The organism is Variovorax sp. 20P10.2.4 (assembly GCF_058244205.1).
Genome location: NZ_JBZAYE010000045.1, coordinates 1 through 24,177, shown reverse-complemented (window position 1 = coordinate 24,177; position 24,177 = coordinate 1). Strand labels below are relative to the sequence as shown.

24 protein-coding genes are annotated in these 24,177 nt (G+C 67.4%); 11 read left to right on the top strand and 13 right to left on the bottom strand.

The genetic code is table 11. The features are described 5' to 3' along the window. Positions 1–318, top strand: a 318-nt coding sequence (locus AC27VN_RS07145; protein WP_490876100.1) for an alpha/beta fold hydrolase, incomplete at its 5' end; no start/stop codon positions are given. A 75-nt stretch (positions 319–393) separates the two neighbouring features. Here the strand turns inward: AC27VN_RS07145 and AC27VN_RS07140 are convergent. Both AC27VN_RS07140 and AC27VN_RS07135 read right to left on the bottom strand, forming a co-directional pair. Further along, complete coding sequence (locus AC27VN_RS07140; protein ID WP_490876099.1) at positions 394–927, bottom strand: 3'-5' exonuclease; 534 nt, start codon at positions 925–927, stop codon at positions 394–396. A gap of 86 nt (positions 928–1,013) precedes the next feature. Then, positions 1,014–1,847 (bottom strand): hypothetical protein, encoded by an 834-nt coding sequence (locus AC27VN_RS07135; RefSeq protein ID WP_490876098.1) that lies wholly within the window; start codon positions 1,845–1,847, stop codon positions 1,014–1,016. Positions 1,848–2,749: 902 nt separating this feature from the next. On the opposite strand from AC27VN_RS07135, the gene AC27VN_RS07130 reads away from it, so the two are divergent. Both AC27VN_RS07130 and AC27VN_RS07125 read left to right on the top strand, forming a co-directional pair. Further along, positions 2,750–4,972 (top strand): M1 family metallopeptidase, encoded by a 2,223-nt coding sequence (locus AC27VN_RS07130; protein ID WP_490876097.1) that lies wholly within the window; start codon positions 2,750–2,752, stop codon positions 4,970–4,972. Between the two features lie 76 nt (positions 4,973–5,048). After that, a complete protein-coding gene (locus AC27VN_RS07125) occupies positions 5,049–5,465 on the top strand; it encodes a hypothetical protein (RefSeq protein ID WP_296785113.1) in 417 nt (138 codons plus the stop codon). 25 nt (positions 5,466–5,490) lie between these two features. On the opposite strand, the gene AC27VN_RS07120 is transcribed toward AC27VN_RS07125, so the two are convergent. From AC27VN_RS07120 to AC27VN_RS07105, 4 genes are all read right to left on the bottom strand, one after another. Beyond that, the gene (locus tag AC27VN_RS07120; RefSeq protein WP_057593094.1) at positions 5,491–5,907 is read right to left on the bottom strand and encodes a PaaI family thioesterase; all 417 of its coding nucleotides are present in this window, start codon (positions 5,905–5,907) and stop codon (positions 5,491–5,493) included. 112 nt (positions 5,908–6,019) lie between these two features. Next, on the bottom strand, positions 6,020–6,940 hold the full coding sequence (locus AC27VN_RS07115) for an alpha/beta hydrolase (protein WP_490876096.1): 921 nt from the start codon (positions 6,938–6,940) through the stop codon (positions 6,020–6,022). Further along, positions 6,930–7,331 carry a RidA family protein gene (locus AC27VN_RS07110; RefSeq protein ID WP_093344475.1) on the bottom strand — a complete coding sequence of 134 codons (402 nt, stop codon included), beginning with the start codon at positions 7,329–7,331 and terminating at the stop codon, positions 6,930–6,932. The genes AC27VN_RS07115 and AC27VN_RS07110 overlap by 11 nt, the downstream gene beginning before the upstream one ends. Further along, a complete protein-coding gene (locus AC27VN_RS07105; protein WP_208511549.1) occupies positions 7,331–8,239 on the bottom strand; it encodes a ferritin family protein in 909 nt (302 codons plus the stop codon). The genes AC27VN_RS07110 and AC27VN_RS07105 overlap by 1 nt, the downstream gene beginning before the upstream one ends. A gap of 108 nt (positions 8,240–8,347) precedes the next feature. On the opposite strand from AC27VN_RS07105, the gene AC27VN_RS07100 reads away from it, so the two are divergent. Next, positions 8,348–9,253 (top strand): LysR family transcriptional regulator, encoded by a 906-nt coding sequence (locus tag AC27VN_RS07100; protein ID WP_208511548.1) that lies wholly within the window; start codon positions 8,348–8,350, stop codon positions 9,251–9,253. Positions 9,254–9,264: 11 nt separating this feature from the next. Here AC27VN_RS07100 and AC27VN_RS07095 read toward each other — a convergent pair whose 3' ends face one another. After that, positions 9,265–9,711, bottom strand: coding sequence for an SRPBCC family protein (locus AC27VN_RS07095; protein ID WP_093344468.1), 447 nt, complete (start codon positions 9,709–9,711; stop codon positions 9,265–9,267). Positions 9,712–9,947: 236 nt separating this feature from the next. Between AC27VN_RS07095 and AC27VN_RS07090 the strand changes: the two genes are divergently transcribed. After that, positions 9,948–10,916 carry a tripartite tricarboxylate transporter substrate binding protein gene (locus AC27VN_RS07090; RefSeq protein WP_490876095.1) on the top strand — a complete coding sequence of 323 codons (969 nt, stop codon included), beginning with the start codon at positions 9,948–9,950 and terminating at the stop codon, positions 10,914–10,916. Between the two features lie 120 nt (positions 10,917–11,036). Then, positions 11,037–12,533, top strand: a complete 1,497-nt coding sequence (locus AC27VN_RS07085) for a sensor domain-containing diguanylate cyclase (RefSeq protein ID WP_490876101.1) — start codon at positions 11,037–11,039, stop codon at positions 12,531–12,533. Positions 12,534–12,546: 13 nt separating this feature from the next. On the opposite strand, the gene AC27VN_RS07080 is transcribed toward AC27VN_RS07085, so the two are convergent. Further along, positions 12,547–13,215, bottom strand: coding sequence for a nuclear transport factor 2 family protein (locus AC27VN_RS07080; protein WP_490876094.1), 669 nt, complete (start codon positions 13,213–13,215; stop codon positions 12,547–12,549). A gap of 272 nt (positions 13,216–13,487) precedes the next feature. Between AC27VN_RS07080 and AC27VN_RS07075 the strand changes: the two genes are divergently transcribed. Both AC27VN_RS07075 and AC27VN_RS07070 read left to right on the top strand, forming a co-directional pair. After that, a complete protein-coding gene (locus AC27VN_RS07075; protein WP_093344461.1) occupies positions 13,488–14,531 on the top strand; it encodes a CDP-6-deoxy-delta-3,4-glucoseen reductase in 1,044 nt (347 codons plus the stop codon). Between the two features lie 74 nt (positions 14,532–14,605). Next, positions 14,606–15,031, top strand: coding sequence for a VOC family protein (locus AC27VN_RS07070; RefSeq protein WP_296785129.1), 426 nt, complete (start codon positions 14,606–14,608; stop codon positions 15,029–15,031). 46 nt (positions 15,032–15,077) lie between these two features. On the opposite strand, the gene AC27VN_RS07065 is transcribed toward AC27VN_RS07070, so the two are convergent. From AC27VN_RS07065 to AC27VN_RS07055, 3 genes are all read right to left on the bottom strand, one after another. Next, entirely contained in the window at positions 15,078–16,058 is a 981-nt protein-coding gene (locus AC27VN_RS07065; protein WP_143129181.1) for a Bug family tripartite tricarboxylate transporter substrate binding protein, read from the bottom strand. After that, positions 16,055–17,083, bottom strand: a complete 1,029-nt coding sequence (locus AC27VN_RS07060; RefSeq protein WP_093344455.1) for an amidohydrolase family protein — start codon at positions 17,081–17,083, stop codon at positions 16,055–16,057. Before AC27VN_RS07060 ends, AC27VN_RS07065 begins: the two co-directional genes overlap by 4 nt. A gap of 180 nt (positions 17,084–17,263) precedes the next feature. After that, positions 17,264–18,307, bottom strand: coding sequence for a porin (locus AC27VN_RS07055; protein WP_177239364.1), 1,044 nt, complete (start codon positions 18,305–18,307; stop codon positions 17,264–17,266). Between the two features lie 340 nt (positions 18,308–18,647). On the opposite strand from AC27VN_RS07055, the gene AC27VN_RS07050 reads away from it, so the two are divergent. Both AC27VN_RS07050 and AC27VN_RS07045 read left to right on the top strand, forming a co-directional pair. Further along, on the top strand, positions 18,648–19,655 hold the full coding sequence (locus AC27VN_RS07050) for a Bug family tripartite tricarboxylate transporter substrate binding protein (RefSeq protein ID WP_490876093.1): 1,008 nt from the start codon (positions 18,648–18,650) through the stop codon (positions 19,653–19,655). Between the two features lie 31 nt (positions 19,656–19,686). Then, positions 19,687–20,634: a fumarylacetoacetate hydrolase family protein gene (locus tag AC27VN_RS07045; RefSeq protein WP_490876092.1), complete on the top strand. Its 948-nt coding sequence runs from the start codon at positions 19,687–19,689 to the stop codon at positions 20,632–20,634. 108 nt (positions 20,635–20,742) lie between these two features. On the opposite strand, the gene AC27VN_RS07040 is transcribed toward AC27VN_RS07045, so the two are convergent. Continuing rightward, on the bottom strand, positions 20,743–21,648 hold the full coding sequence (locus AC27VN_RS07040) for a LysR family transcriptional regulator (RefSeq protein ID WP_093344449.1): 906 nt from the start codon (positions 21,646–21,648) through the stop codon (positions 20,743–20,745). A gap of 355 nt (positions 21,649–22,003) precedes the next feature. Here AC27VN_RS07040 and AC27VN_RS07035 point away from each other — a divergent pair, with 355 nt between their 5' ends. Further along, a complete protein-coding gene (locus AC27VN_RS07035) occupies positions 22,004–23,899 on the top strand; it encodes a GspE/PulE family protein (protein WP_296798870.1) in 1,896 nt (631 codons plus the stop codon). Between the two features lie 9 nt (positions 23,900–23,908). Here AC27VN_RS07035 and AC27VN_RS07030 read toward each other — a convergent pair. Continuing rightward, on the bottom strand, positions 23,909–24,177 hold a 269-nt coding region (locus AC27VN_RS07030), incomplete at its 5' end, for a response regulator transcription factor (RefSeq protein ID WP_490876091.1).

Genomic DNA, 24,177 nt, shown 5'->3' with positions numbered 1-24,177 from the left:
CCGCGCGCCTGCCCGTTGCCCGAATGGGCACTCGAGGACCTGCTCGTGCGCTGGCGCAGCCAGGGCGCCGGACTGCCGCGCGCCGCGGGCCTCAGCGACGCCGAGATGCGGCTGCTGCCGGCCGGCACCCGCGTGCTGCTCGGCGAGGACGATGCGCTGCATGCCATCGACATCGCGAGCCGAAGGTTGCGCGTCAATGCGCCGCGCGTGGAGCTGATGGTGGTGCCCGATGCGGGGCATGCGATCGAGTTCGATCAGGCGCAGCGGGTGGGGCAGATACTGCTCGATCACTTTCGGGGGCGGGGGTACGTGCTGTAGGTCGAGGAAGGGCGCCGGCGCCGTCGCGACCCTGCCTGGCCGTCGCCGCTAATCAACGGCGCAACCCCATCCGTCTCAGAAGAAGAGATACCCCGACAGATTGGCCATGTTCCGGGCATCGTCGATGCCTCGGTGAGGCGTACCTTCGAAAGGCAGACCGACGCGCCGCAGCGCCTGCTCGAGCCCGCAGGCCTTTCGCAGGTTGAGGCTGCTGGCAAAGCGTGTCTTGATGTTGATGTGTTCTTCGCCGAAGGGGTAGGGCACGTCGTGGTAAGAGCAATCCTGTTGCAGCTGGTATCGGTCGTAGTCGCCCCAGCTGCAGAACACGGGCGAGTCGAAAGCCTGGATCCAGGCCGCGAATCGTTCGAGAACCGCGGGGAATGAATCCGCGGCCTCCACCTTCTTTTGCGTGATGCTCGTCAGTCGTCTGCAGAAGTCGGTGAGGACCGGGTGTCGAGTGGGCTTGACGAACGACTGGAACTCGCCGCGCAGATCCGGCCCGTTCTGCCACAGGGCCACTGCACCGATCTCGATGATCTCCATTTCCTCGCGGGGCACCTCGTTCCGGTCCGAGCAGGTGGCCTCGAAGTCGACAATGATGTAGGTCACACGGCTCCTCGGGACTTCTTTGTTTTCTCAGGCGTATCGGGCCTGCGGGTCGGATGAATTCTGCCGCATCGAATGTGCGTCGTCCTTCATGGCAGGTCGAGAGCAACCACCAGTTCACAGGCCCAGCCCGGATCGACCGGCGCGTCACGGCCAAGCCGCAACCGCGCCATCAGCACCGCGAGTTCGAAGCGGATCACCGGCTTGGAGCCACTGATTTCGGTCAACGCCTTGTCGGGGTGGGGATGGCGATAGAGATCGAAGAGCGCGCCGAATTCATCGCGCGCAACCCGTGGGTCTTCGAGCTCCTTGTTGCCTTGCAGCCGCGCGACGTTGGCCAGCACATCGTGCATCCCGATCGCCGCGGCGTGGTGCCAGTGCTTGCGGCTGCGCAGCGCCGACAGCGCCAGTTCCGGCTCCTCGCCCACCAGCGCGATGCGCGCCGCGTCCAGCGCGTAGCCTTCGGCGAAATACGCGTCGCTCGAGTTCTCCCGCACGCTTCGCAGGGCCAGCTCGCAGGCCAGCAGCAGCCGGTCCTTCTCGAGGTGGCCGGTTTTCAGCCAGCGCACATAGGTCTCCGCGCGTTCGAGCTGCAGGTGGCAACTGGCCGGCTGCGGCCTCGCATCGCACAGGCCATCGATGCGCACGCGCTGCGCGATCTGCAGCGCACGGTCCAGCAGTGCCTCGCAGGTCTGCGGTTCCTTGGCCACGTACTTGAGCATCAGCGCCAGTTCGAGATCGAGCTCCACGCCCAGCGCTGGCAGCGCGCTCTTGGCGAGATGTTCGGTGCGGTCGTGCTCGGGCGCGAGAAGCACGGCCATCCTGCCCGGCTGACGCGCGTAGGCGCGCTGCCATGCGGCGGCGACGGTTTCCGAAGAGGCGTCGGCGGGCTGGCCGAGCACCTTCCTGAGCCAATGCAACATCTGAATCGTGCTTCCCGTTCGGTATGCGGTCCTCGACTCATCCAGGTCCGCGGATCGCGCGAATTCTGCCGCACCGATTCGCGCTGTCGAAAGGCTGCATCGCAAGCCACGCCGCGCCCCTGCGCGAACCAAAGAAAACATGTCTTGCCATTGATGCAACTGTGCTGCAGCAACGATTCTGCATCGCAAGTGTTGGCTGCGCGCATCGATGCACTCGCATCGCATCGCCGCGTTGTGCGGTCCATCTTCGTACCCCACGAAGCATCGCGCGGTCTTGACTCCATTCGTCGTATGACGCGCGAACAATTTGAGAGGGAAAAGTTCCGCGCTTCGTTGACGCACGGGGGGAGCGGCAGTTAGAACTGTGCGCACTCGATGGAGGGAGAACGCGTGAAGATATCGAACACCAAGCGCACACACTCCCGCCGTTGCGTCCTCGCTGCCGATCGCCTCGTGGCCGGTGCGGGAAGACGCAAGGCGGCCGATGGGTCCATGCCGATCGCGGCCTCGGCCATCGCCCGTCGCGTGCATCGCACGCGCGCCCTGCGCTGAATCGAACGCCCCGGATCCTGGTGCGATTCGTCCTCTCGCTGCCCCGCGCATCGTCGGGTATGCACAGCCTCTTTTTCCGCGCGCCCAGTCCGCTGATGTGGCTGATGCCGCGGATCCTCGGCCCGCCGCATCGAGCGCCGGTGCGGTCGCACGCGGCACGCGCTTGCCGCGTCCACTGAAACCGCTGCTCATGGCTGGCACTGCCTGCCTGTCGAACGATCGGTTCGACGGGAGGGCGGGGTCTTGCCGCTGCGCGAGTCTTTCACCCCCTTAACCCGCGCGCGTTCCATGCAGGAGCCGGCCACACGCCGGCAGGTGCAGGACGGCGCATGTCCCTACAAGAGGCGATCATGAAGAAATTTCTCAAGCCCGCAGTCCCGTACTTTGCCATCGGTGCAGTGACCCTTGCCGCGCTCGTGGCTTGCGGTGGCGGCGGTGGCGGCACGCCATCGTTCGGTGGCACCGGCGCCGCGCCCGACACCGGCAATGTGGTGGCGCAGAACGGCAATGCCGACACGCCCGACGATGGCAATCCCCAGGCCGCGCCCGACGCGGCCGCGAACGGCAACATCGATCGCTCGGCCCAGCCGATGGAGTTGCCCGACACGGTCTGGCCGAAGAACTACAAGCTGTGGTTCCGGCCCGATGCGGCGCTCAAGACCTTCACGGGCCGTGGCGATGTCGAGATCGAGGTGCTGAAGCCGGTCGATGCGATCGTGGTGGCCGCGCACGACCTCAAGTTCGCCAACGGCCGCACCACGCTGCGCAAGCTCTCGAGCCCGGGCGAGGCGATCGCGCTGATCCCCACGCCGCAGACGCGCGGCGACTTCGTGCAGCTGCGGCTCAACGACGGCCAGATCGCCAAGGGCAAGTACCTGCTGCACATGGAGTGGGACGGCAAGATCCAGTTCTCCGACGCCGAGTACTGCCCGCCGGCCGAGATGATCAAGAACCCGCTGTGCTCGGCCGCCACCGGCGTGTTCAAGGTCGGCCTCTCGACGCCCGAGGGCGTGAGCAGCGATGCCATCGTGACGCAGGGCGAGACCAACTTCGCGCGCCAGTGGTTCCCGGGCTGGGACGAGCCCGCGTTCCGCCACACCTTCGAGATCTCGGCCGAGGTGCCGGGCGACTGGAAGACGGTGTCGAACGGCGCGCAGAAATCGCAGACCAAATTGCCCGACGGCTACCAGCTGGTGTCGTTCGAGAAGACGCCCTCGATGCCCATGTACCTGACCTTCTTCGGCGGCGGCAAGTTCGACATCCTCGAGGACAGCTTCAAGAGCCCGCTCGACGGCAAGACCATGCCGCTGCGCTGGTTCACGCCGCCGGGCCGCTCGACCTGGGCCACCTTCGCGATGGAGTGGACCAAGGTCGCGATGGACTACTACTACAAGTACACCGGCATCCCGCTGCCCTTCGACAAGTTCGACACCGTGGCCGCCAACGACAGCTACGACAACAAGCCCAACACCGGCTTCGGCGGCATGGAGAACTGGGGCTCGATCTTCGAGTTCGCCGACTCGGTGCTGACAAAGCCCGGCGACACGCCCACGCTCTATTCGGTGACGGTGGTCACGCACGAGGTCGCGCACCAGTGGTTCGGCGACCTGGTCACGCTCGACTGGTGGGACAACGTGTGGCTCAACGAGTCGTTCGCGCGCTGGTTCGAACGGCGCACCACGATCAAGTTCCACCCCGAGTACTACAGCTTCTCGGACTACGTGCTCGACAAGCACAGCGTGATCGTGGCCGACCTCAAGAACACGGCGGTGCCGGTGCAGCGCAACCTCAACGACGCGGGTTCGTTCGGCTTCATCAGCCCGTCGATCTTCGTCTACAACAAGGGCAGCCACGTGCTCGAGACGATCCAGAACTACATCGGCGAGGAGGCGATGCAGAAGGGCCTGCAGATCTACCTGAAGGACTATGCCTATGGCAACGTCACGCCCTCGCGGCTGTGGAGTTCGCTCGAGAAGGCGACCGACAAGAAGGTCAGCGCCATCGGCGACAGCCTGATCCGCCAGACCGGCGTGCCGCTGCTCACGGTCGATGCGCAGTGCGCGGGCGACCGCACCTACGTGTCGATCACGCAGGAGTCGTTCCCGAACCAGAACCAGTACCCGGCCTCGACCTGGACCGTGCCGGTCACGCTGGCCTATGGCGACGCGATGGCGCAGCGCAAGACCTTCGTGATGGACAACAACCGCACCAACCTCGAGCTGCCGGGCTGCACCGCGGTGCTGGCCGGGCCGACCGGCCAGGACTACTACGTGAGCAACTACAGCGCCGCTTCGTGGAGCGCGCTGCTCGCGCAGGCGCAGAACTTCGCCGACAACAAGCCGCTGCTGCTGAACATCGAGCGCGATGCCTTCCGGCTGCTCGGCGTGGGCCGCATCACGCAGGCGCAGTACGACCAGATCAAGGGCGTGCTGAACCTGCCGACCGCGCTGCTGGCCAAGACGCAGGAGAGCCAGCAGAAGATGGCGGCGGTGGATGCGGGCGCCAAGGAGGAGTACCCGCATGCGCTGCGCTTCCAGGGCAGCCTGAAGTTGCGCGAGAACCTCCAGCGCTGACGGCCCGAGCCCGCCGGGTGCCGACCGCGAGGGAGCGCGCCCGGCGGGCCTTGCAACCCATCACCGGAGAATGACGATGAACACACTGAAGAACGGACTGCGCGCGCTCGCGTGCATCGCCTGCGCGCTGCTGCTGGCCGCCTGCGGCGCGCGCGGCGGCCCCGAGGCCGAGCTGGTCGGCGTCTATGCCGTGAAGCAGGGCGGGGCGCTCAAGGAACTGATCAAGATCGAGCGCAAGGATGGCCGCTACGTGCTGCGCGACAAGGTGCGCACGCCCGAATGGAGCGAGCCGAAGCTGCAGCTCGCGCCGGCCACGCGCGACGACTGGCAACGCATCACCACCGACACCGCGCAGACGGCCTTCGTCGGCATGAAGAGCGAGCAGCTCGCGCTGTTCAAGGTGCCGCCGGGCTGGGAGAAGAACGGCTTCCGGACCTCGACCGGCTACTTCCTGTTCTATTCGCACGGACCGGTCGAGGCCTACAAGCTCTGAGCGCGACGCCCGCGTGGGCGCTGGCTCAGGCCGGTAGGGCGAATGTCGCGACCGCGGTCGCGAGCGTCTGGCCGGTGGAGGCCAGGTCCATGGTCACGCGCGCGAAGGCCAGCGAGCGGCCCGAGCGCACCAGCTCGGCATGCGCGAGCACGTCCTCGCCGCCGCCCGCGCGCATGAAGGTCATGTGCAGGTCAACCGTGGCGATCGGGCGGCGCCCGCGGCCGTCGGTCCAGATCGCGAAGCACATCGCGCTGTCGGCCAGCACCGAGAGCGCCTGGCCGCCGAAGATGTTGCCCTCGCGCGTGGCCTGCTCGCCGGCCGGCATGCGCAGCGTGGCCTTGCCTTCGCCCAGCGATTCGACGCTGACGCCGAGGCTGCGCACGCAGCCCGGCAAGGCGGTGGCGAGGACGTCCCTGGCTTCTTCGAGGGTGAACGCGGTCATGGCTGGAGGTCTTTCCGTGGTCGATGCGGTGGAGGGGAGCCGCGCGCCCGCGCGGCGAAGGCCGGCAGCGTACCGCACCGGCGCGCCGCGATCGATTCCACGAAAGAGATAGTCAGCCGCGCGCCGCTTCGAGGAAGGCCAGGATCTCTTCGCCCAGCCACTGCTCGCCACTGTCGAAGTGGGCCATGACCGAGACATGGTTGTGCCCGGGCACGCTCAGGTGGCGCGGCGCGATGCCCTGGGCCTTGGCCATGCGCCAGGCGAACTCCGTCGCGTAGACGTCGAGCAGCGGGTTCTCGTACTCGGCATGCACGACGAAGGTGGGCAGCGCCAGCCGGTGGGCATGCGCCATCGGCGACCGGCCCTCGTAGGCCGCGGTGTCGTCGCCGAAATAGGCGCGCACGCCGGCCGCGTTCGGGTTCTCGGGCCGTGCGTCGGCGCGCAGCCGCGCCGACACCAGCACCAGCGCGCGCAGATGCCGGCCCATGAAGCCGAGCGAGGGATCGCAGGCGTAGCTGGCCGCATGCGTGCCGCCGGCCGAATGCCCGATCAGGCAGATCGCATGGGGATCGCCGCCGTGCTCGGCCGCGTGGCGCGCGACCCAGTCGCAGGCCGCGGCCACGTCGAACGCGCCCTGCGGATGCATGGCCTCGGGCGCGAGCCGGTATTCGACGTTGATGCCCACGCAGCCCCGGCGCGCGAACCAGCGCAGCACGTTGCCGTACATCGCGGCATTGATGTCCTTGCCGCCGCGCACGAAGGCGCCGCCATGCACGAACACGATCACCGGCGCGGCCCGTGCGCCGCGCGGCCGGTAGACGTCGAGCACCTGCCGCGGATGCGTGCCGTAGGGCAGGTCGTGGACGATCTCGCAGCCGTCCGCGGGCGCGGCCAGCAGCAGCGGCAGGTAGGCGGCCTTCACGCGGTCGCCGGCCGCGCGGATGTCGGCCTGCCAGGCCGGGCCGGTCTCGCGCAGCATCCGGTCGATGGCTTCGGAGCGTCCGTCGGGGCGCATGCCGTCTTCAGTCGGCACGGAAGGCCGAGGCTTCGACCTCGATGCGCCAGGCCGGCTGCGCGAGCGCCTGCACCACGAGCAAGGTCGAGGCCGGGCGCGCCTCGCCGAGGAAGCCGGCGCGCACCGGGCCGAGCCGCGGCACGTCGGCGGCGTCGGTCAGGAAGGTCGTGACCTTGACCAGGTGCGACACGTCCATGCCGGCCGCGCGCAGCACGGCCACGAGGTTGGTCCAGGCTTGCCTGGCCTGCGCCTCGAAGCCCTCGGGCAGCGTGCCGTCGGCCGCGGTGCCGATCTGGCCCGCGATGTGCAGCCAGCGGCCGGGGCCCTGGGTGACGATGCCGTGGCTGTAGGCGCCGACCGGCGGCGCGACGTCCTCGGGTGCGATGCGGGTGGCGGCGGTGTGCGTCATCAATGCACCGCGCCGTCGAGTTCGGGAATGAACGGGATCTCGACGCCATAGGCGCCGATGTCCTCGCGGATCTTGTCGACCCCGCGCTTGATGATGCCCATCTCCTCGTCGGGATGGGTGGCGCCCAGGCCGTGGTCGGCCGCCAGCGCGCGGTTGCGGCCCGAGCGCCGACGCTCGTCCTCGGGCAGGTTGACCACCGCGTAGACGCCGTTGAGCAGGCTGCCGCGCAGCTTCTTCGCCACCTTCTCGCCGATGGTGCGCTTCTCGTCGGCCGGCAGCTCGCTGAAGAAGCGCCGCATGATGATGCGGCCGAACTGGATGTGGCGTGCCTCGTCGCGCAGGATCAGCCGGCAGGCCTCGCGGATCGAGCCGAAGCGCGCGTTCTCGTAGCGCGCCTGCAGCAGTTCGCCCGAGAGCTGCTCGAACAGCGTGTTGACCGAGAGGCCCGCGAAGAAGCTCATCGCCTTCTCGTCCTTCTCGTCGTGGAAGCGCGGAATGATGTCGCGGAAGTAGTCGGCCCGCGGCGTGGGCTCGTAGGCCGCGAGGTGCTCGGCGATGCGGAAGCTGGCCTCGTGGTGGCGGAACTCCTCGGCGATGAAGTTCGTGATGTGCTGCTTGATCTCGAAGGGCTGGTGGCCAAAGATCGCCTCGCGCAGCCGCTCGGCGCCATAGGGCGTGGCGCCGTGCTCCATCCAGGCGCGCAGGCTCCACCACTCGGCGCCGGCCTGGCGCACCTCGGGCGGCAGCTCGGCCTCGCGCAGGTCGCTGTAGTCGATGTCGGCCACCGGGTCCCAGGCCAGTTCGCGCGCCTGGGTGCACAGGCGCCAGACCTCGGGGTATTCGACCTTCGAGACCACGGGATAGGGGTTCGGCACGGAAGGAATCTCTTCGAGCAGCGAGGCTTGCATGGGCGGTGTCCGTCGTGGGTGGGGGAAAGGCCATGCTAGGAAGCCCGCGCTCATACATCCAATACTGTTTAAAGTGGCTCGTCATTCGTCGCAGCTATCTCCACGACCATGTTCGAATTCAGACAACTGCGCCAGTTCGTGGTGCTGGCCGAGGAACTGAACTTCGGCCGCGCCGCGATCCGGCTCCACATGTCGCAGCCGCCGCTGAGCGTGGCGATGCGCAACCTCGAGGAGCAGCTCGGCGCGGTGCTGTTCGACCGCAGCCGGCACCACGTGCGGCTCACGCCCGCGGGCCAGGTCTTCCACAAGGACGCGCAGCGCCTGCTGCAGCAGGCCCAGGCGGCCGGCGAACGCGCGCGCCGCGCGGCGCAGGGGCTGGAAGGTTCGCTGCGGCTCTCGTTCGTGCCGAGCGCCGCGCTCGATGTGCTGCCCGCGATCTTCAAGCGCTTCCAGCACGACTACCCGACCGTGCAGCTGCGCCTCACGGCCGAGACCACCGCGCGCCAGCTCGAGGACCTGCGCAAGGGCGAGGTCGAGCTCGCGCTGGTGGTGGGCCCGGTCTACGAATCGCGCGGGCTGGTGCTGGTGGACCTGCAGGCACAGAAGTTCGTGATCGCCGTGCCGCGCAGCCATCCGCTGGCGGCGCAGCGCTCGGTGAAGATCGCGGCGCTGGCGGCCGAATCCTTCATCTCGTTCCCGGCCGCCGAAGGCGCGGGCTTCGTCGCCGCGCTGCTCGGCGCCTGCCAGTCGGCGGGCTTCCTGCCGAAGGTGGTGCAGGAGGCCGCGCAGATGCAGTCGATCCTCACGCTGGTCGCGGGCGGCCTGGGCATCGCGCTGGTGCCGGCCGCGATGCGCGTGCTCGCGATGGCCGACGTCGCCTTCCTCGAGATCGCCGGCTCGCGGCCGCCGCCGACCTACAGCCTGGTGTTCGCGCATGCGAGCGGCAACGACAACCCGGTGGTGCAGTCGTTCCTGGCGGTGGCGAAGAAGGCGGTGGAGGGGGCGGGGCGCTGAGCCCGTTCGCCTCAACCCGGAATGTCGGGCTCCACCAGCTGCGCCAGCGCCACCAGCGACTCCTGCCAGCCCAGGTAGCACATCTCGACCGGAATCATCTCGGGGATGCCTTCCTGCACGATGGCCACGTCGGTGCCGCAGGACACGGCGGTCAGCGTGACGGTGGTCTTCATCGTGCCCGGCAGGTTGGGGTCGTCGAAAGTCGCGTCGTAGGCGATGCGCTGGCCCGGTACCAGCTCGAGGTACTTGCCGCCGAACGAGTGGCTGTGCCCCGAGCTGAAGTTGCTGAAGGACATGCGCCAGCTGCCGCCGACCACCGGCTCCATCTGGTGGACCTTGCCGGTGAAGCCGAAGGGCGGCAGCCAGCGTTCGAAGGCGCCGGGTTCGGTGAAGGCGCGGTAGAGGCGCTCGGGCGGGGCGCGCAGCACGCGGTGCAGACGGACTGTGTTGGTAGCCATGGTGTGTTCTCCTGGTGAAGTGGTGCGGAGGACGACCCTCCACTGACACGACGGACGAGCTCGGGACAGATCGACACGAATCCGAAAATTCTTTCGAATCGGCGGGATTCACTGTAGCCGGCGCCGGCCTTCGGCAGGCCGGTGATTCATTTCATATATGAACGCCGGCCAGTGAACGTATTGGACAGACCGCCGCCCCCGTTCGCACCATGCGGTTCCCAACATGGAGTCCCCCGATGAATCTCCCTCGCACGCTGCTCGCGGGCCTGCTGCTCCTTGCCGCCGGCATCGCCGCGCCGGCCCTGGCCCAGGGCTTTCCCGATCGTCCGGTGACGCTGGTCGTGCCCTATCCGGCCGGCGGCTCGGCCGACATCCTGGCGCGCACGGTGGGGCAGAAGCTGGCGGCGCAGCTCGGGCAGCCGGTGGTGATCGAGAACAAGGGCGGCGCCGGCACGGCGATCGGGGCGCGCTTCGTCGCGGAAGCCAGGCCCGACGGCTACACGCTGCTGCTCGGCACGGTGAGCTCGCAGGCCATCAATCCGGCGATGTCCAAGGTCGGCTACGACCCGGTGAAGGACTTCGTGCCGGTCAGCGCGCTGGCATCGATCCCGTTCGTGCTGGTGGCCCATCCGGGCGCGCCCTACGGCAGCGTGGCCGAGCTGCTCGCGGCCGCCCGGCAGGCGCCGGGATCGATCAGCTATGCATCGGCCGGGCCCGGCACCTCGAACCACCTGGCCGGCGAGATGCTCGCCTCGGCCGCGAAGCTCAAGCTGCTGCACGTGCCCTACCGCGGCAGCGCGCCGGCGCTGGCCGACGTGCTCGCGGGCCACGTGCCGCTGATGTTCGACCTGCAGACCACCTCACTGCCCAACATTGCAACCCACAAGCTCAAGCCGCTGGCCGTGACCGGCAGCCGGCGCAGCCCGCTGCTGCCCGAGGTGCCCACGGTGGCCGAGAGCGGGCTGCCGGGCTTCGAGGTCAGCGCCTGGTTCGGCGTGTTCGCGCCCGCGAAGCTGCCGCCGCCGGTGCGCCAGCAGCTCTCGGCCGCCATGGCCAAGGTGCTCGAGGACCCGGCGCTGGCGCAGCGGCTGCGCGACATCGGCGCCGAGCCCGATCCGCGCAATGCCGCGCAGTTCACCGCCTATGTCGCCGAGGAAGCCGGCAAGTACGCAGCGGTGGTGAAGACCGCGGGTCTCGCGCCCTGACCGCTGCCTGACGAGCGCGCCCGCGGGCGCACCGAAACGGCCGATACCGGCGAGAATCCGGCCGCATTCACTGCCGCCAAGGTTCCCGTGTTCCAACGCCTTTCCATTGCCGTCCGCACGATGGCCTTCGTGGCCGCCGTGTGCCTCGCGCTCGTGGCGCTCGACGTCTGGCACAGCTGGGAGTCGCGCACGGCGCTGCTCGAGCAGATGGGCGTGGCGACGGCGAACCTCTCGCGCGCGCTGGCGCAGCAGGCCGACGACACGATCAAGCAGGCCGACACGGTGCTGATCGGCGTGGTCGAGCGCATCGAGAACGACGGCGCGGGCCCGGCCCAGGTCGAGCGGCTGCGCCGGGTGCTGGCCGCGCAGGCGGCCGAGCTGCCGCAGATCGACGCGCTGCATGTCTACGACCAGGACGGCAACTGGGTCGCGAACTCGCGCGCGGTGCCGCCGCAGAACCTCAACAACGCGGACCGCGAGTACTTCGTGTTCCACCGCACGCACGCCGACCGCGGGCCGCACATCGGCATTCCCGTGAAGAGCCGCACCAGCGGCAAGCTGCTGATCCCGGTGTCGCGCCGCATCGACCATGCCGACGGCAGCTTCGCGGGCGTGGCGCTCGCGAGCATCGATGTCGACTTCTTCCTCCGCTTCTACGACAGCCTCGACATCGGCAAGGCCGGCGCCGCGGCGCTGATCCTCGACAGCGGCACGATGATGGTCCGGCGGCCCTACGGCCCCGAGATGGTGGGGCGCGACATGCGCGACTCGGAACTGTTCCGCGCCTACAAGGCCAACGGCCCGGTCGGCACCGCCTACATCAAGTCGGCGCAGGACGGGGTGCTGCGGCTCAACAGCTTCCGGCGCCTCGACAACTACCCGCTGTTCGTGGGCGCGGCGCTGTCCAAGGACGAGATCCTCGCCGGCTGGTGGAAGGACACCTTCTGGCATTCGGGCGGCGTGCTGGCGCTCAGCGCCGTGGTCGCCTTCGTCGGCCTGGGGCTGGTGCGCCAGATCGAGCGGCGTACGCGCACCGAGGCCGAGCTGCTGCGCGCGCGCGACGCGCTCGAGGCGCTCAACAAGACGCTCAACACGCTGGCGATGGAGGACGGCCTGACCGGCCTGGCGAACCGGCGCCAGTTCGACGTCACGCTCGACACCGAGTTCGGCCGCGCGGTGCGCAATGCCAGCACGCTGGCGCTGATCCTGCTCGATGTCGACCGCTTCAAGGAATACAACGACATCTACGGCCACACGGCCGGCGACGAATGCCTGCAGAAGATCTGCCGCACCATCGCCAACGTGGCGGCGCGCCGGCCCGGCGACCTCGCGGCCCGCTACGGTGGCGAGGAGCTCGCGGTGCTGCTGCCGGGCACCGACGTCGAGGCGGCCGCGCTGCTGGCCGAGCGCATCCGCGCCGCGGTGCGCGCGCTCGAGATCGAGCATGCCGGTACTGCCGACGGCTTCGTCACCCTGAGCGCGGGCGTCGACGCGCTGCGGCCCGAGGCCGGCAGCGTGCAGCCCAAGGAGCTGGTGCGCGGCGCCGACAAGGCGCTGTACGTGGCCAAGTCGGGCGGGCGCAACCGGGTGTGCACGAACGCGGAGCCGAAGGCCTAGCGCGAAAACGTCGTCATGCGTCAGCCTGCGCACGCAGCCAGGCGGCGCCTTGCGCATGGAGACGCTCCAGCGATGCGCTGCCCGGTGTGGGCAGGTCCGGTGTGATGCTTGCTCCATTCGCGGCCTGCAGATAGGCCAGGTGGCGATAGCCTTCCGGATGCGCCGCGAGCTGCCGCGGGTCCAGCATGATCGTGCGTGCGGGATCCAGCACGTCGAGCCGGTCCTTCTCGTAGATGGGCACGCGGTGCAGGATGCGCCACTGCCCCTGGTGCCGGACGAATTGATCGTGGAAGCGCCCGTGGCAGGTCGCGTCGACCTCGATGCCATCCAGCCGCGCGCGCACCATGAGGATCATGCGGGTCTCCACCAGCGCCCGGTCGCCGTCGATCTCGATGCTCGCGGCGCCGATGAAATGCTGTGCGCGCGAGCCGCTCGCCGCCGCGGCGATGGAGCGCTCGACGAATTCGGTGGCGCTGCCCGCGAACCACGTCGTCCGCATCGTCGCGCCGGGCGCGAAGCAGGCGCGCAGCCGATCCCAGCGGCCGGTGTCCCGTGCCAGCCCCCAGTCCTGCACGACCTGGACCATGGCGGCACGGTCGAGCAAGTTTGACAGCTGCGGGTCGATGTAACTCGGTGAGCGGCCTTGGCCCATGGGGGTCTCGGGGTTCTGGGGTTGCTTCAAGGATAGGACTCCAGGGTGATCGCGAAAGATGAGTGGCTGCGTCCGGAACTGTAGAAGTGCATCGCAGCAAGCGGGAGATGACAGAAATGCGCGAATGCTGCGCGATTCGCATCGCCTGCCTGGCGCACCGCTCGGCGATGCTGCCGTGGCATCGGGGCGCTGTTTTTTTCATCTGTTCCCGGGCGGTCAGTATTCCTAGGATCGCTGAAGCGGGAGGGCGTGGATGTCGCGTCAACGTCCTTGATCGCTGGTCTCATCCTGAGGAGAGTCGTTTGAGTTTTACTGTCGAAATACGTCCGAGCGGGCGTACGTTCCAAGCCCAGGCTGGCGAATCGATCCTCGGCGCAGCCATCCGGGCCGGCGTCAATCTGCCGTACAGCTGCCGCGTCGGCATCTGCTCGTCCTGTAAATCGCGTGTGGCGAGCGGGACGATCGACCATGGATCGATCACCGAGGCCCACCTGCCCACGCCAGAACGCCAGAGCGGATTCACGCTCCCATGCCTCGCGAGGGCCGCGTCTGACCTCGTCATCGAGGCGTGCGAAGTCGAAGGCCTTCTCTCCGCGGAGCCGCGAAGCTATCCCGCGCGAGTGGTGGGCATGAGGCGCGTGGGGCCCGATGTGATGATCGTGACGCTGCGCATGCCGATGAATGAGGTCTTGCCATTCCGGGCCGGCCAGTACGTGCAACTGCAGCTTCCAGATGGCTGCACTCGCAGCTATTCCATCGCAAACAGGCCGGACGCGCACGAGATGCCGCATCTGGAATTCCATATTCGCCATGTGCCGGGCGGCAGTTTCACGGACCGTCTCTTTCGTGGCGGCATCAAGCTGCGCGACATGGTGCGTCTGGAAGCGCCCTGGGGCACCTTCTTCCTGCGCGACGCCAACCGACCCGCGATCCTGTTGGCCAGTGGAACGGGCTTCGCTCCGATCAAGGCCATCGTCGAGGATGCCATTCACCGGGGGGACCAAAGACCCCTGCATATCTACTGGGGGGGGCGCCAGCGTGCCGACCTCTATGGCGACGAGATGGCGCGCAGGTGGGCGCGGGACTGCGGCCATATCCACTACACACCCGTGCTTTCGGCATCTTCGGATGGCGACTGGCCGGGCCGCACCGGCCAGGTCCACAGGGCCGTGATGGAGGACTGGCTCGACCTGTCCGGTGCCGAGGTGTACGCATGCGGTGCGCCGGCCATGGTGGCCGCGGCCCGGCGCGATTTTTCCAACCACTGCGGTCTCTCGGCCAGCGACTTCCATGCGGATGCCTTTCTCTCTTCGATCGAGAAGGCCTCTTTCGAAATCCAACAGTGACCTTCCACTCTCATCACACCAACCCTATGCAGATTCCACAACCCGCCAGCGTCCCCCCTCCGAACGAGCGCGCCGTGATCCAGCCCTATGTGATGTCCCACGGGACGCTGGAAGTCGCCGACTTGGCCGTATCACGCCGCTTCTATGAAGACTTTCTGGGGCTGGAGTGCGTGCGTCATGCCCGGTCAGCCATGGCGGTGCGCTGCGGCCTGCGCTTTCACGTGATCTGCGTGCAGGTGGGCGAGCGTCTCAACCCCATGGGGCTGCTTAACCACTGGGGTCTGGACGTCGGTAGCCGGGAGAGCGTCGACGCGGCCTATACAGCCACATTGGCGATGAAGGATGCCTACGGAATCCGGGCAGTGACCGAACGCCAGAGCCAGCATGGCGTGTATGCGTTCTATCTGCAGGACATCGACCACAACTGGTGGGAGATCCAACACTACGAAGGCTTTCAGCACGACGACATCTTCGATTTCGGAGATCGCTTTCCGGAGTAGATGCCGAAAGGACGCCGATGGCGCGAGGATCCCCCGGGGTATCGATTCAGTCTGGGGTGATGTTGGCCGCCTTGACCACCTTCTTCCACCGAGCCAGGTCGCCTTGCATCAGGCTCTGGAGTTGCTGCGGCGTTCCGGTTCTCACCTGCAATCCCTGCCGCGAGAGTTCGGAGCGAACCTCGTCGGTATTCATTACCGCCACGAAGTCGGCATTCAGGCGCGCCACCAGCGCGGGCGGTGTACGTGCGGGTGCCAGAACCGCATACCAGGCGTCAATGGCGTCCACGTCGCCGAAGCCCTGTTCGCGAAATGTTGGCACCCCTGGCGCCTGGCTGCTGCGTTGTTCACCGGTCACTGCCAGCAACCGCATCCTGCCGGCCTGTACCTGTGTGCGTACCGAGGGCAACGAAGCGAACATCAGGTCAACGTGGCCGCCCATCAGGTCTGTGAGCGCGCCCGCGATTCCTTTGTAGGGCACGTGCGAAAACGAAACGCCCTGCGAGGACTTCAGCAGTTCCATTGCCAGGTGGTGCGGTGTGCCGCTGCCGGGCGTGGCGTAGTTCAGACGGCCAGGATGGGCCTTGCCATGAGCAATCAACGACTTCATGTCCGTCACCGGCAGGGCCGGGTTGGTCACGAGGGCCAGCCTGGCATCGGCGAGCTTGCCGATCGGTGCGAAGTCGCGCAGGGCATCGTAAGGAAGATTCCTGTAGACCGCTGGCGTGATGGTGTGGGTGTTGATCGTCATCAGCAGGGTGTGGCCATCGCCGTCGGCCTTGGCTGCGTAGGCCGTGCCGAGATTGCCGCTGGCGCCCGGGCGGTTGTCTACCACCACGGGCTGGCTCCAGCGCGTAGCGAGCCGTGGGCCGACGATGCGCGCGATAGTGTCGCTGCCGCTACCGGACGTGAAAGGCACTACCAGCGTGACGGGTCGCGACGGAAAGGACGGTGCATCCGCGGCGAGCGTGGGTGACGTCGCGCCGAGCATGCAGGCCAATGCCAGAGCGACATGGCTCTCGGGATTCACACCGCGCCCTTCGGCGTCGCCGGTGGCAACTTCAACAGCCGCTCGGCATTGCGGTACGCGACCTTCTCGCGATCGCTTTCGGCGATCGGAAGATGCGAGAACCAGCGCACCGCTTCCATATTCGATTCGAAGGGATAGTCGACCGAGAACAGGATGTTGTCCCATCCCATCACGCTGGCCGTGCACATGAGTTCCGGTGTGGAGAACACCCCTGAGGTGGTCACGCTGAAATGGTCGATGAAGGTGGCGCGCACCGATTTCTTCAGGTGCGGCGACTTCGGCGTGAGCCGTCCGTCGGCACGCCAGAGCGCAAAGGGCAGCAGTTCGCCCATGTGCCCGATGATCATGCGCAGGCCCGGAAAGCGGTCGAACACGCCCGACAGGATCAGCCTCAGCACGTGCGTGGCGGTTTCCACCGCATAACCCCACGAGGCGAAGCCCAATTGCGGATAGTCCTTGTAGTAAGCGTCGAACACTTGCGGGTGCGGGTTGGACGGGTGCAGATAGATGGGAACGTCGAGCGCTTCGGCCGCTTCGAAGATGGGCCAGAAGCGTTGCTCGTCCAGGTAGGCGCCGCGAGCGTGGCCGTTGATCATCGCGCCCTTGAATTGCATGCGCTGCACCGTGCGTTCGAGTTCGGCCGCTGCCGCTTGTGGCGCGCCGGTGGCCAGCGTGGCGAAAGCCGCAAGCCGCGTGGGATGGCGCGCGACCGCTTCGGCGAGATGGTCGTTGGCCGCTTGGGCCAGCGACGCGGCCTGCGCGCCGTTCTCGATCTCCTGCGCGCCAGGCTTGGTGTGCGATAGCACCTGCACGTCGATGCCTGCGCGGTCCATTTCCGCGATGCGCATGTCGCCCAAGTCGTGCAGCCCGGGCACGCGTGACGGCGACTGCAGGGCGCGGTCGGTGTCGTCGTAGGTCTCCAGCAGCCCATCGAACAGGAAATGCTCCTCGAGCGCGATGAGCCGTACGGGCGGCGGGGTGTAGATCTGAGTGAGCTGCGGGGTTCCGGATGGAGCGGTGCTCATGGGGTCTCCTTGTCGCGCCTCGGGTGCGCATTGGGTGGTCGTTCGAAGCCGCGGTGAGCGGCTGCTCGGGGTGGGTGATCAAGTCCTTGGGCGCGCATCGTAGGAAGGCGCCGCCGCCCGAAAAAGATGCTGGAAATGCGGCAACGATGCTGGAAGCGCATCGCTTGAAACCTGGCGGGTTCAGAACAGGTGTCGCATGCCGATCTGAAAGCCTCGGACATCCTGGCCGGCGATGGGAAAGCCGCTTGCGCCGATGTCCTGGCGAGCGGGCAGGAACACGATCCTCGAGCCGTCGTTCCAGATCTTGGAGACATTCGTATAGAGCAAGGTCCGCTTCGACAGGAAGTGGGAATAACCGAGCGTGAGCTGCGTCGCTCGCGTGGTGGCGGTGATGTTGTTCCTGCTGTAGCCCATGCGGACCTCGCCGGTGGCAACGGGCGCCACGGCACCGACCATCCAGCCGTCGATGTCCGTGAGCCGTTGCGCATGGTTCGTCTGGTAGTAGGCCATGATGCGGACCACCTTGAAGTCGTAGGAGGCGCCGAGCACCGTCGTGCGCGACCACAGGCTCGGTTGTGTCGCCGGCAATCCGACCGACGCGGCGGAAACCTTCAGGGCGTCGTGGGTCATTCCAAGCCACCATGGGCCCGCCTCGTATTCCAGGCCGAGGCTGCGCGTCTTGCTCAGGGCAGCACCTTCGGAAAGACCCAGCATGGCCCGCAGCATGAAGCCGCGCCATCTCGGGCTGGTGTACGCAGCCGAGTTGTTCTGAACCACCTGGTAGCCGCGCGGCCCACCCTGGAACAGGGCCACGACGTTGCCGAGTTGCGCGCGCTCGAAGGGACTGACCTTGAACGTGAGCCTGACATGCGGTGTGAGGTGGGACCCCAGGGTGAGCGTGCCGAACCTGTCGCTCTGCAGGCCCGCATAGCTGTCGCGATTGAAGTAGAACTCCTTGTTGCCCTGTGCCCCGGAGTCCACCTGGAATTGGCTTTCCATCTTGAAGAGGGCGCGAAGGCCCGCGCCGAGATCCTCGGTGCCTCGCATGCCCCAGTGGGACGAGTCGCTGGAAACGGTGCGCACGCTGGCCCGGTTCGGGCCGGAGAAGTGCAGCGAGTTGATGGAAGCGTCGAGGCGTCCATAGAGCGTGACGCTGGATTGCGCGAAGGCGGCCGATGTGCTGAGCGCGCATGCGGCGATCGCGCGCCTCCTGAGTTTTTTCATGAAGTCTCCCGAATTCGAGTCATGGGGTTTGCGGCGTGGCGCGGTGACGCCATGCGAACGCCCGTGGAATCTAGGCAGCATGAAATCGAACCAGAAGATGACAACTTCTTCTCAGCGATAGCACGGCCGCATCGCATGCGTCGGTTGGCTTCGACGATCCGCGCCGATGCGCACAGCGGCGATGCGAATCCGTTATCGCAGTCGGATGTTTTTCATCTTCTGCGGGTTCGGCTCGATTCCTAAGATCTGGAGACCGGACGTGGGCTGCTTGCGGCCCGGCGGACGGAGGACACGGCCCACATCGATGCCTTCGATGGCATCAACGATACGGAGACAGACAGTGACCCATGCGATGCGATGGCGCCGGGGATTTCCCCGGCACGGTTTCTTGACCCTGATGGCGGCCACGGTGCTGGTGGCTCTCGCGGTGCCCGCGCCTGCATTCGCGCAGGATGCTTCGAAGCGGCCGGTGCGGGTCGTTTCCGCGTTCCCCGCCGGAACCGGTCCGGACGTCGCCATGCGGCTTCTGGGCGAGCAGGTCGCCAAGCAGGGCGGCAGGCATTTCGTGATCGAGGCGATCCCCGGTGGCAACGGCGTGATCGCCGTGTCGGCGCTCAAACGCGCACCTGCCGATGGCAACACCTTGCTGCTGGTCAGCAATGCCCACCTCAGCATCGTTCCCGCACTGATGCCGAACGCGCCGTACAGCGTACAGCGCGACATGGTGCCGGTGGCGACGCTGTACAGCGCGCCGTTCTTCCTGGCGGTGAGCGCGAACAGCGGCTTCCGCAATCTGCAGGAGCTGCTCGCCAAGGCAAAGGCCGAGGAGCGCGGCGTCAGCTACAGCATTGCGTACTTCGGCGCGGCCCAGCACCTGGGCATCGAGGTGCTTGGCAATCTGGTCGGCGCAAGGATGCTCCCGGTTTCATACAAGGACGGGGGGCTCACATCGGTGGCCAAGGGGGAGGTCGACTTCAACATGACGGTCCTCAATTCGGTGCAGCCGTTCGTCGAAGCCGGCAAGGTGAGGGTCCTGGCGGTGTCGTCGCTCCAGCGTTCCGAACTGATGCCCGATGTGCCGACCGTGCAGGAGGCGGGAGGCCCCAAGGGATATCAGGCGGAAACCTTCGTCGGCCTGATGGCGCCGCGCGGCACGCCGGCCTCGGTGATCCAGGAGGCCAACGATCAGATCGCGCGCGCGTTGCGCTCGCCCGAATTGATCGAACGCTACAAGCGCGCTGGCGTGAGTGTCCTGTCGAGCACGCCCGCACAGATGTTGACGCTGATGCAGGACGACGCCGCGCGGGTCGCCGAGCAGGTGCGGCGCACCGGCATCAAAGTCGAATGAATCCGTCCGTTACTTCTTTATTTTTCTTCACATGCACACCAATCCATCGTTCAAGCTTCTGACGTACTCGCTCGGAGATAGCCGGCCGCCGCGCGCGGGCCTTCTGGTCGGCGAGGATGTTTTTGACGCGGCCCCCATTCTTGGCGACGGGACTTCCCATGGCGGCGTCGACGTGTTGGCGCTGCTGGAGGACTGGGCCGTTTCCCTGGCCGCCATTGCCCGCTACCTGAAGAGCGGCCCGGAGCCCACGGCCGCGTTGGGCGACGTGGTGTTGCATGCGCCGCTGCTGTATCCCGGCACCGTCTACTGTGCCGGCGCAAACTACCGTGACCACATGCAGGAAATGGCGCGAGCCGCCGGCAGACCGAGTGCCGTCGATCCCAAGGCGGCTGGCAATCCTCCATGGCACTTCGTGCGACCTTCGCGTGGCTGCGTGGTGGGACAGGGTGCCACCGTCGTCGCGCCGCCGGGATGCGCAAAACTGGACTGGGAGGCCGAACTCGGCGTGGTCATCGGACGCAAGGCGAGACACGTGCGCGTGGACGACGCGTTGAGCTTCGTGGCGGGCTACCTTCCGGCCAATGACCTTTCCGCGCGCGACCTGTTCCGGCGCCCGAACGCCGAAGCCGGGACGCCCATGCATTTCGACTGGATGGGGCAGAAGGGGTTCGAGGGCGCCTGTCCCATCGGCCCCTGGATCACCCCCGCAGCCGAGGTCCCCGATCCGCAGAACCTGGCCTTGCGGCTGTGCGTCAATGGCGAGATCAAGCAGCAGTCCAACACCTCGGAGATGATCTACTCGGTCGCCGAGCAGATCGCCCATCTTTCGAAGCTCGTGACCCTGTATCCCGGAGACCTGCTCTTGACAGGAACACCGGCCGGTGTGGGTGCAGGACGCGGCGAATTCCTCGCGCCGGGCGACACGATGACGCTGGAGGTCGGCACCTTGGGAACCCTGGTGACGCACGTGCGCGGCTGACACAGGGCGTGTTGCGGGCATTCGCAAACGCGCACCGTCGCGATCCCGCTTGCTCGCCCCTGACGATGGCCAGGCCTAGCCATCGAAACGGCATTGGCGGGAAACGCGTCAGCGCGCGAGCGGCTGCACATGCAGCGCCGCGCGCCGCACCATGTCGCAGAAGTACTGCGCGGCCGGAGTCAGCGGCAGACCGGCGCGATGCACGAGGCAGATCGGTGCAGCGGCCAGGGGATCCACCACGTCGATGGTCTGAAGAAAGCCGCGGAACAGCGGTGTCTGCGCCCATTGCACCGGCAGCATCGCCAGCAGATCGGTATGGGCCACGACGAAGAAGAACGTGAGAGCCGAATGTCCCTGGATGACCGAACGGGGCTCAGGGAGGCCCTGCTCCCTGAAGATGAGGGTGAGCTCATCCTCGGGGTGGTGCACGCCCGACATCGTGATCCACTCGGCATCCGCGATCTCGCGCAGCGAGCGCGCTCCGGCCAGCGGATGCCCCCGGCGCCCCAGCACGACGCGCTTGTTGTCGAAGAGCTTCTCCACCGCCAGCTCGCTGGTGGGCTTTTCGGGGACCGGCCCGATGTAGAGATCCATCGTGCCGCCGATGAGTTCGAGCTGGACCCGCGGCAGCACGGCGTCGACAACCTCCAGCTTCACCGCGGGAAAGCGTTGCCGGAACGCGGGCAGCGAATCGGCGAGCAGCGCCATGTGCGCGACGCCGGACAGGCACATGCGGATGTGCCCGTGAACAGCACCCTTGAGCTGATCGATCTCCTCCTTGGCCCGAGCGAGTTCGCTGCGCACGGACCGCGCACGCCGCAGAAGGACATCGCCCATCGTGGTCAGCTGCACGCCCTTGGCGCGGCGCTCGAACAAGGTGGCGCCGAGCTCGCGCTCCAGCTCCTGGATGCTGCGCGTCATGGCCGGTTGCGCCAGGCCCAGGTGGCGTGCGGCGGAACGCAAGCTGCCGTGCTCTGCGACTGCGAGGAAGTCTCGAATGGAATTGATCTTCACGTGGGCTTTGCCGGTGATGCGAATTGGCTATCGTTTTGCCGATTTTCTGGAGTTTTGATATCGATCGACCATTGGAGCTATCCCGCATCGGCATGCCGTAACTGCACCGGCGTCTTGCTTTGCAATGCCTCCGATCGCCTTCGACACACAAGGTCGGCCGCTGTGCTTGTTACGGTCGACGTGTTGGTGAGCCTTGCATTTCGTCGAGGTGACTGCCGTATGAGAACTTGCGTATTGCTCGATCCCGCCAGGTGGCGCGCCCTCGCGCGGCGCTCTACGATCGCGCATCCCGCGTGCCGCGATCGCATCGCCATCCGGCGCGCCGCCCAACCCAACAACAGGAAAAGAACAAGCCATGTCATTCGCCGAAGTCGCCTTGCCCGAGCAGCTCGTGCGCGCGCTCGATGCGCAGAGCCGGATGCCGATCACGCGGATCGGCGAGGCGCTGGTCGCGCTGGGCATGATCACCGGCGACCAGCTCGCCGCCGGGTTGCGCCAGCAGCGCCGCGAACCATTGGTGCCGCTGGGCGAGACGCTGGTGCGCATGGGCGCGGTGAGCCGCGGCCAGCTGCAGACCGCGCTGGTGCGCAAGATGGGCTATCCGCTGGTCAACCTGCATGTGTTCCCGCCCGCGGCCGAGGCGTTGCGCAAGGTGGGCCACGCGGTGGCGCGGCGGCTGCAGGTCATGCCGCTGATGCTGCACGAGGGGCGGCTGGTGATCGCGATCGACGATCCCACGAGCCGCTATTCGGTGATCGACGAGGTGCAGTTCGTCGCGCAGATGAAGGTGATCCCGGTCGTGGGCCAGTGCCTGGACCTCGACAGCGTGCTGGCCGCGGCCTACGAGAAGATCGGCGACGTGGCCGACGGCGGTGGCGGCGGCGCGGCCAATCTCGACCCGATGCGTCCGCTCGAATTCGACATGGCCGGCACCAGCGAGCTGCTGCAGACGCTCGAGAAGGAGGGCCCGGCGCCGGCGCCCGCGGAGTCGCCGATCGAGCAGTCGGACAACTCGCTGGTGCGCATGATCAACAGCATGATCCAGGAGGCGCACCGCGACGGCGCCTCGGACATCCACATCGAGAGCTACCCGGGCCAGGAGAAGACGCGCATCCGCTTTCGCCGCGACGGGCTGCTCTACACCTACCTCGAGCTGCCGCCGAGCTACCGCAACGCGATCGTGGCGCGCGTGAAGATCATGTGCGACCTCGACATCAGCGAGAAGCGCAACCCGCAGGACGGCAAGATCAACTTCGCCAAGTACTCGCCGCAGCACAAGATCGAGCTGCGCGTGGCGACCATTCCCACCAACAACGGCCTGGAAGACGTGGTGATGCGGATCCTGGCCTCGGCCAAGCCGCTGCCGATGCAGTCGCTGGGCCTGTCGCCCGACAACCTGCGGCGCCTGACCCACGCGGTGGAGCGGCCCTACGGCATGGTTCTGTGCGTGGGGCCCACGGGCTCGGGCAAGACCACCACGCTGCATTCGGCGCTCATGCACATCAACACGCCCGAGCGCAAGATCTGGACCGCCGAGGACCCGGTGGAGATCACGCAGAACGGGCTGCGCCAGGTGCAGATCAATCCGCGCATCGGCTGGACCTTCGCCAAGGCGCTGCGCGCCTTCGTGCGCGCCGATCCCGACGTGATCATGGTCGGCGAGATCCGCGACGAGGAGACCGCGAAGACCGCGATCGAGGCCTCGCTGACCGGCCACCTGGTGCTGTCGACCCTGCACACCAACAGCGCGCCCGAGACCGTGACGCGCCTGCTCGACATGGGCATGGACCCGTTCAACTTCGCCGACTCGCTGCTCGCGGTGCTGGCGCAGCGGCTGGTGCGGCGCATCTGCGGCCACTGCGTGCGCAGCGCGCCCGCGAGCGAGGAGGCGGTCGAGGAACTGCTGGCCGACTACCTGCACGCCTTCCCGGCCGAGGAGATCCCGGCGCGCCGGCAGGCCACGCTCGATGGCTGGCTGCAGCGCTTCGGCCGCGACGGGCGGCTGCACCTGCACAGCGGCGCGGGCTGCGAGCACTGCGCGAAAACGGGCTTTCGCGGCCGCGTCGGCATCCACGAGCTGATGACGGTCTCGAAGGAGCTGCGCCGGCTGGTGCAGAGCGGGGCGCGCGCCGAGGAGCTGCTGCAGGCGGCGCTGAAGGAAGGCATGCGCACGCTGCGCCAGGATGGCATCGAGAAGGTGCTGGCGGGCCAGACCACGATCGAGGAAGTGCGCGCGACGAGCAACGCCTGAGCGCAAACCTCAATCGAATTGGCCGCTGGCCAGCGCCGCCGCGGCCGCGCGGGTCTCCACGCCGAGCTTCTCGAAGATGTGCTCGAGGTGCTTGTTCACCGTGCGCGGGCTGGTGCCGAGGATCTCGCCGATGTCGCGGTTGGTCTTGCCCTTGGCGAGCCACGACAGCACCTCGGTCTCGCGCGGCGTGAGCGCGGCCTCGGCCAGCCGCGCCGACGAGGCGCCGCCCGGGCCCTCGCGCTGCACCGCGAACAGCAGCATGGTCTCGCCGAGCGCGG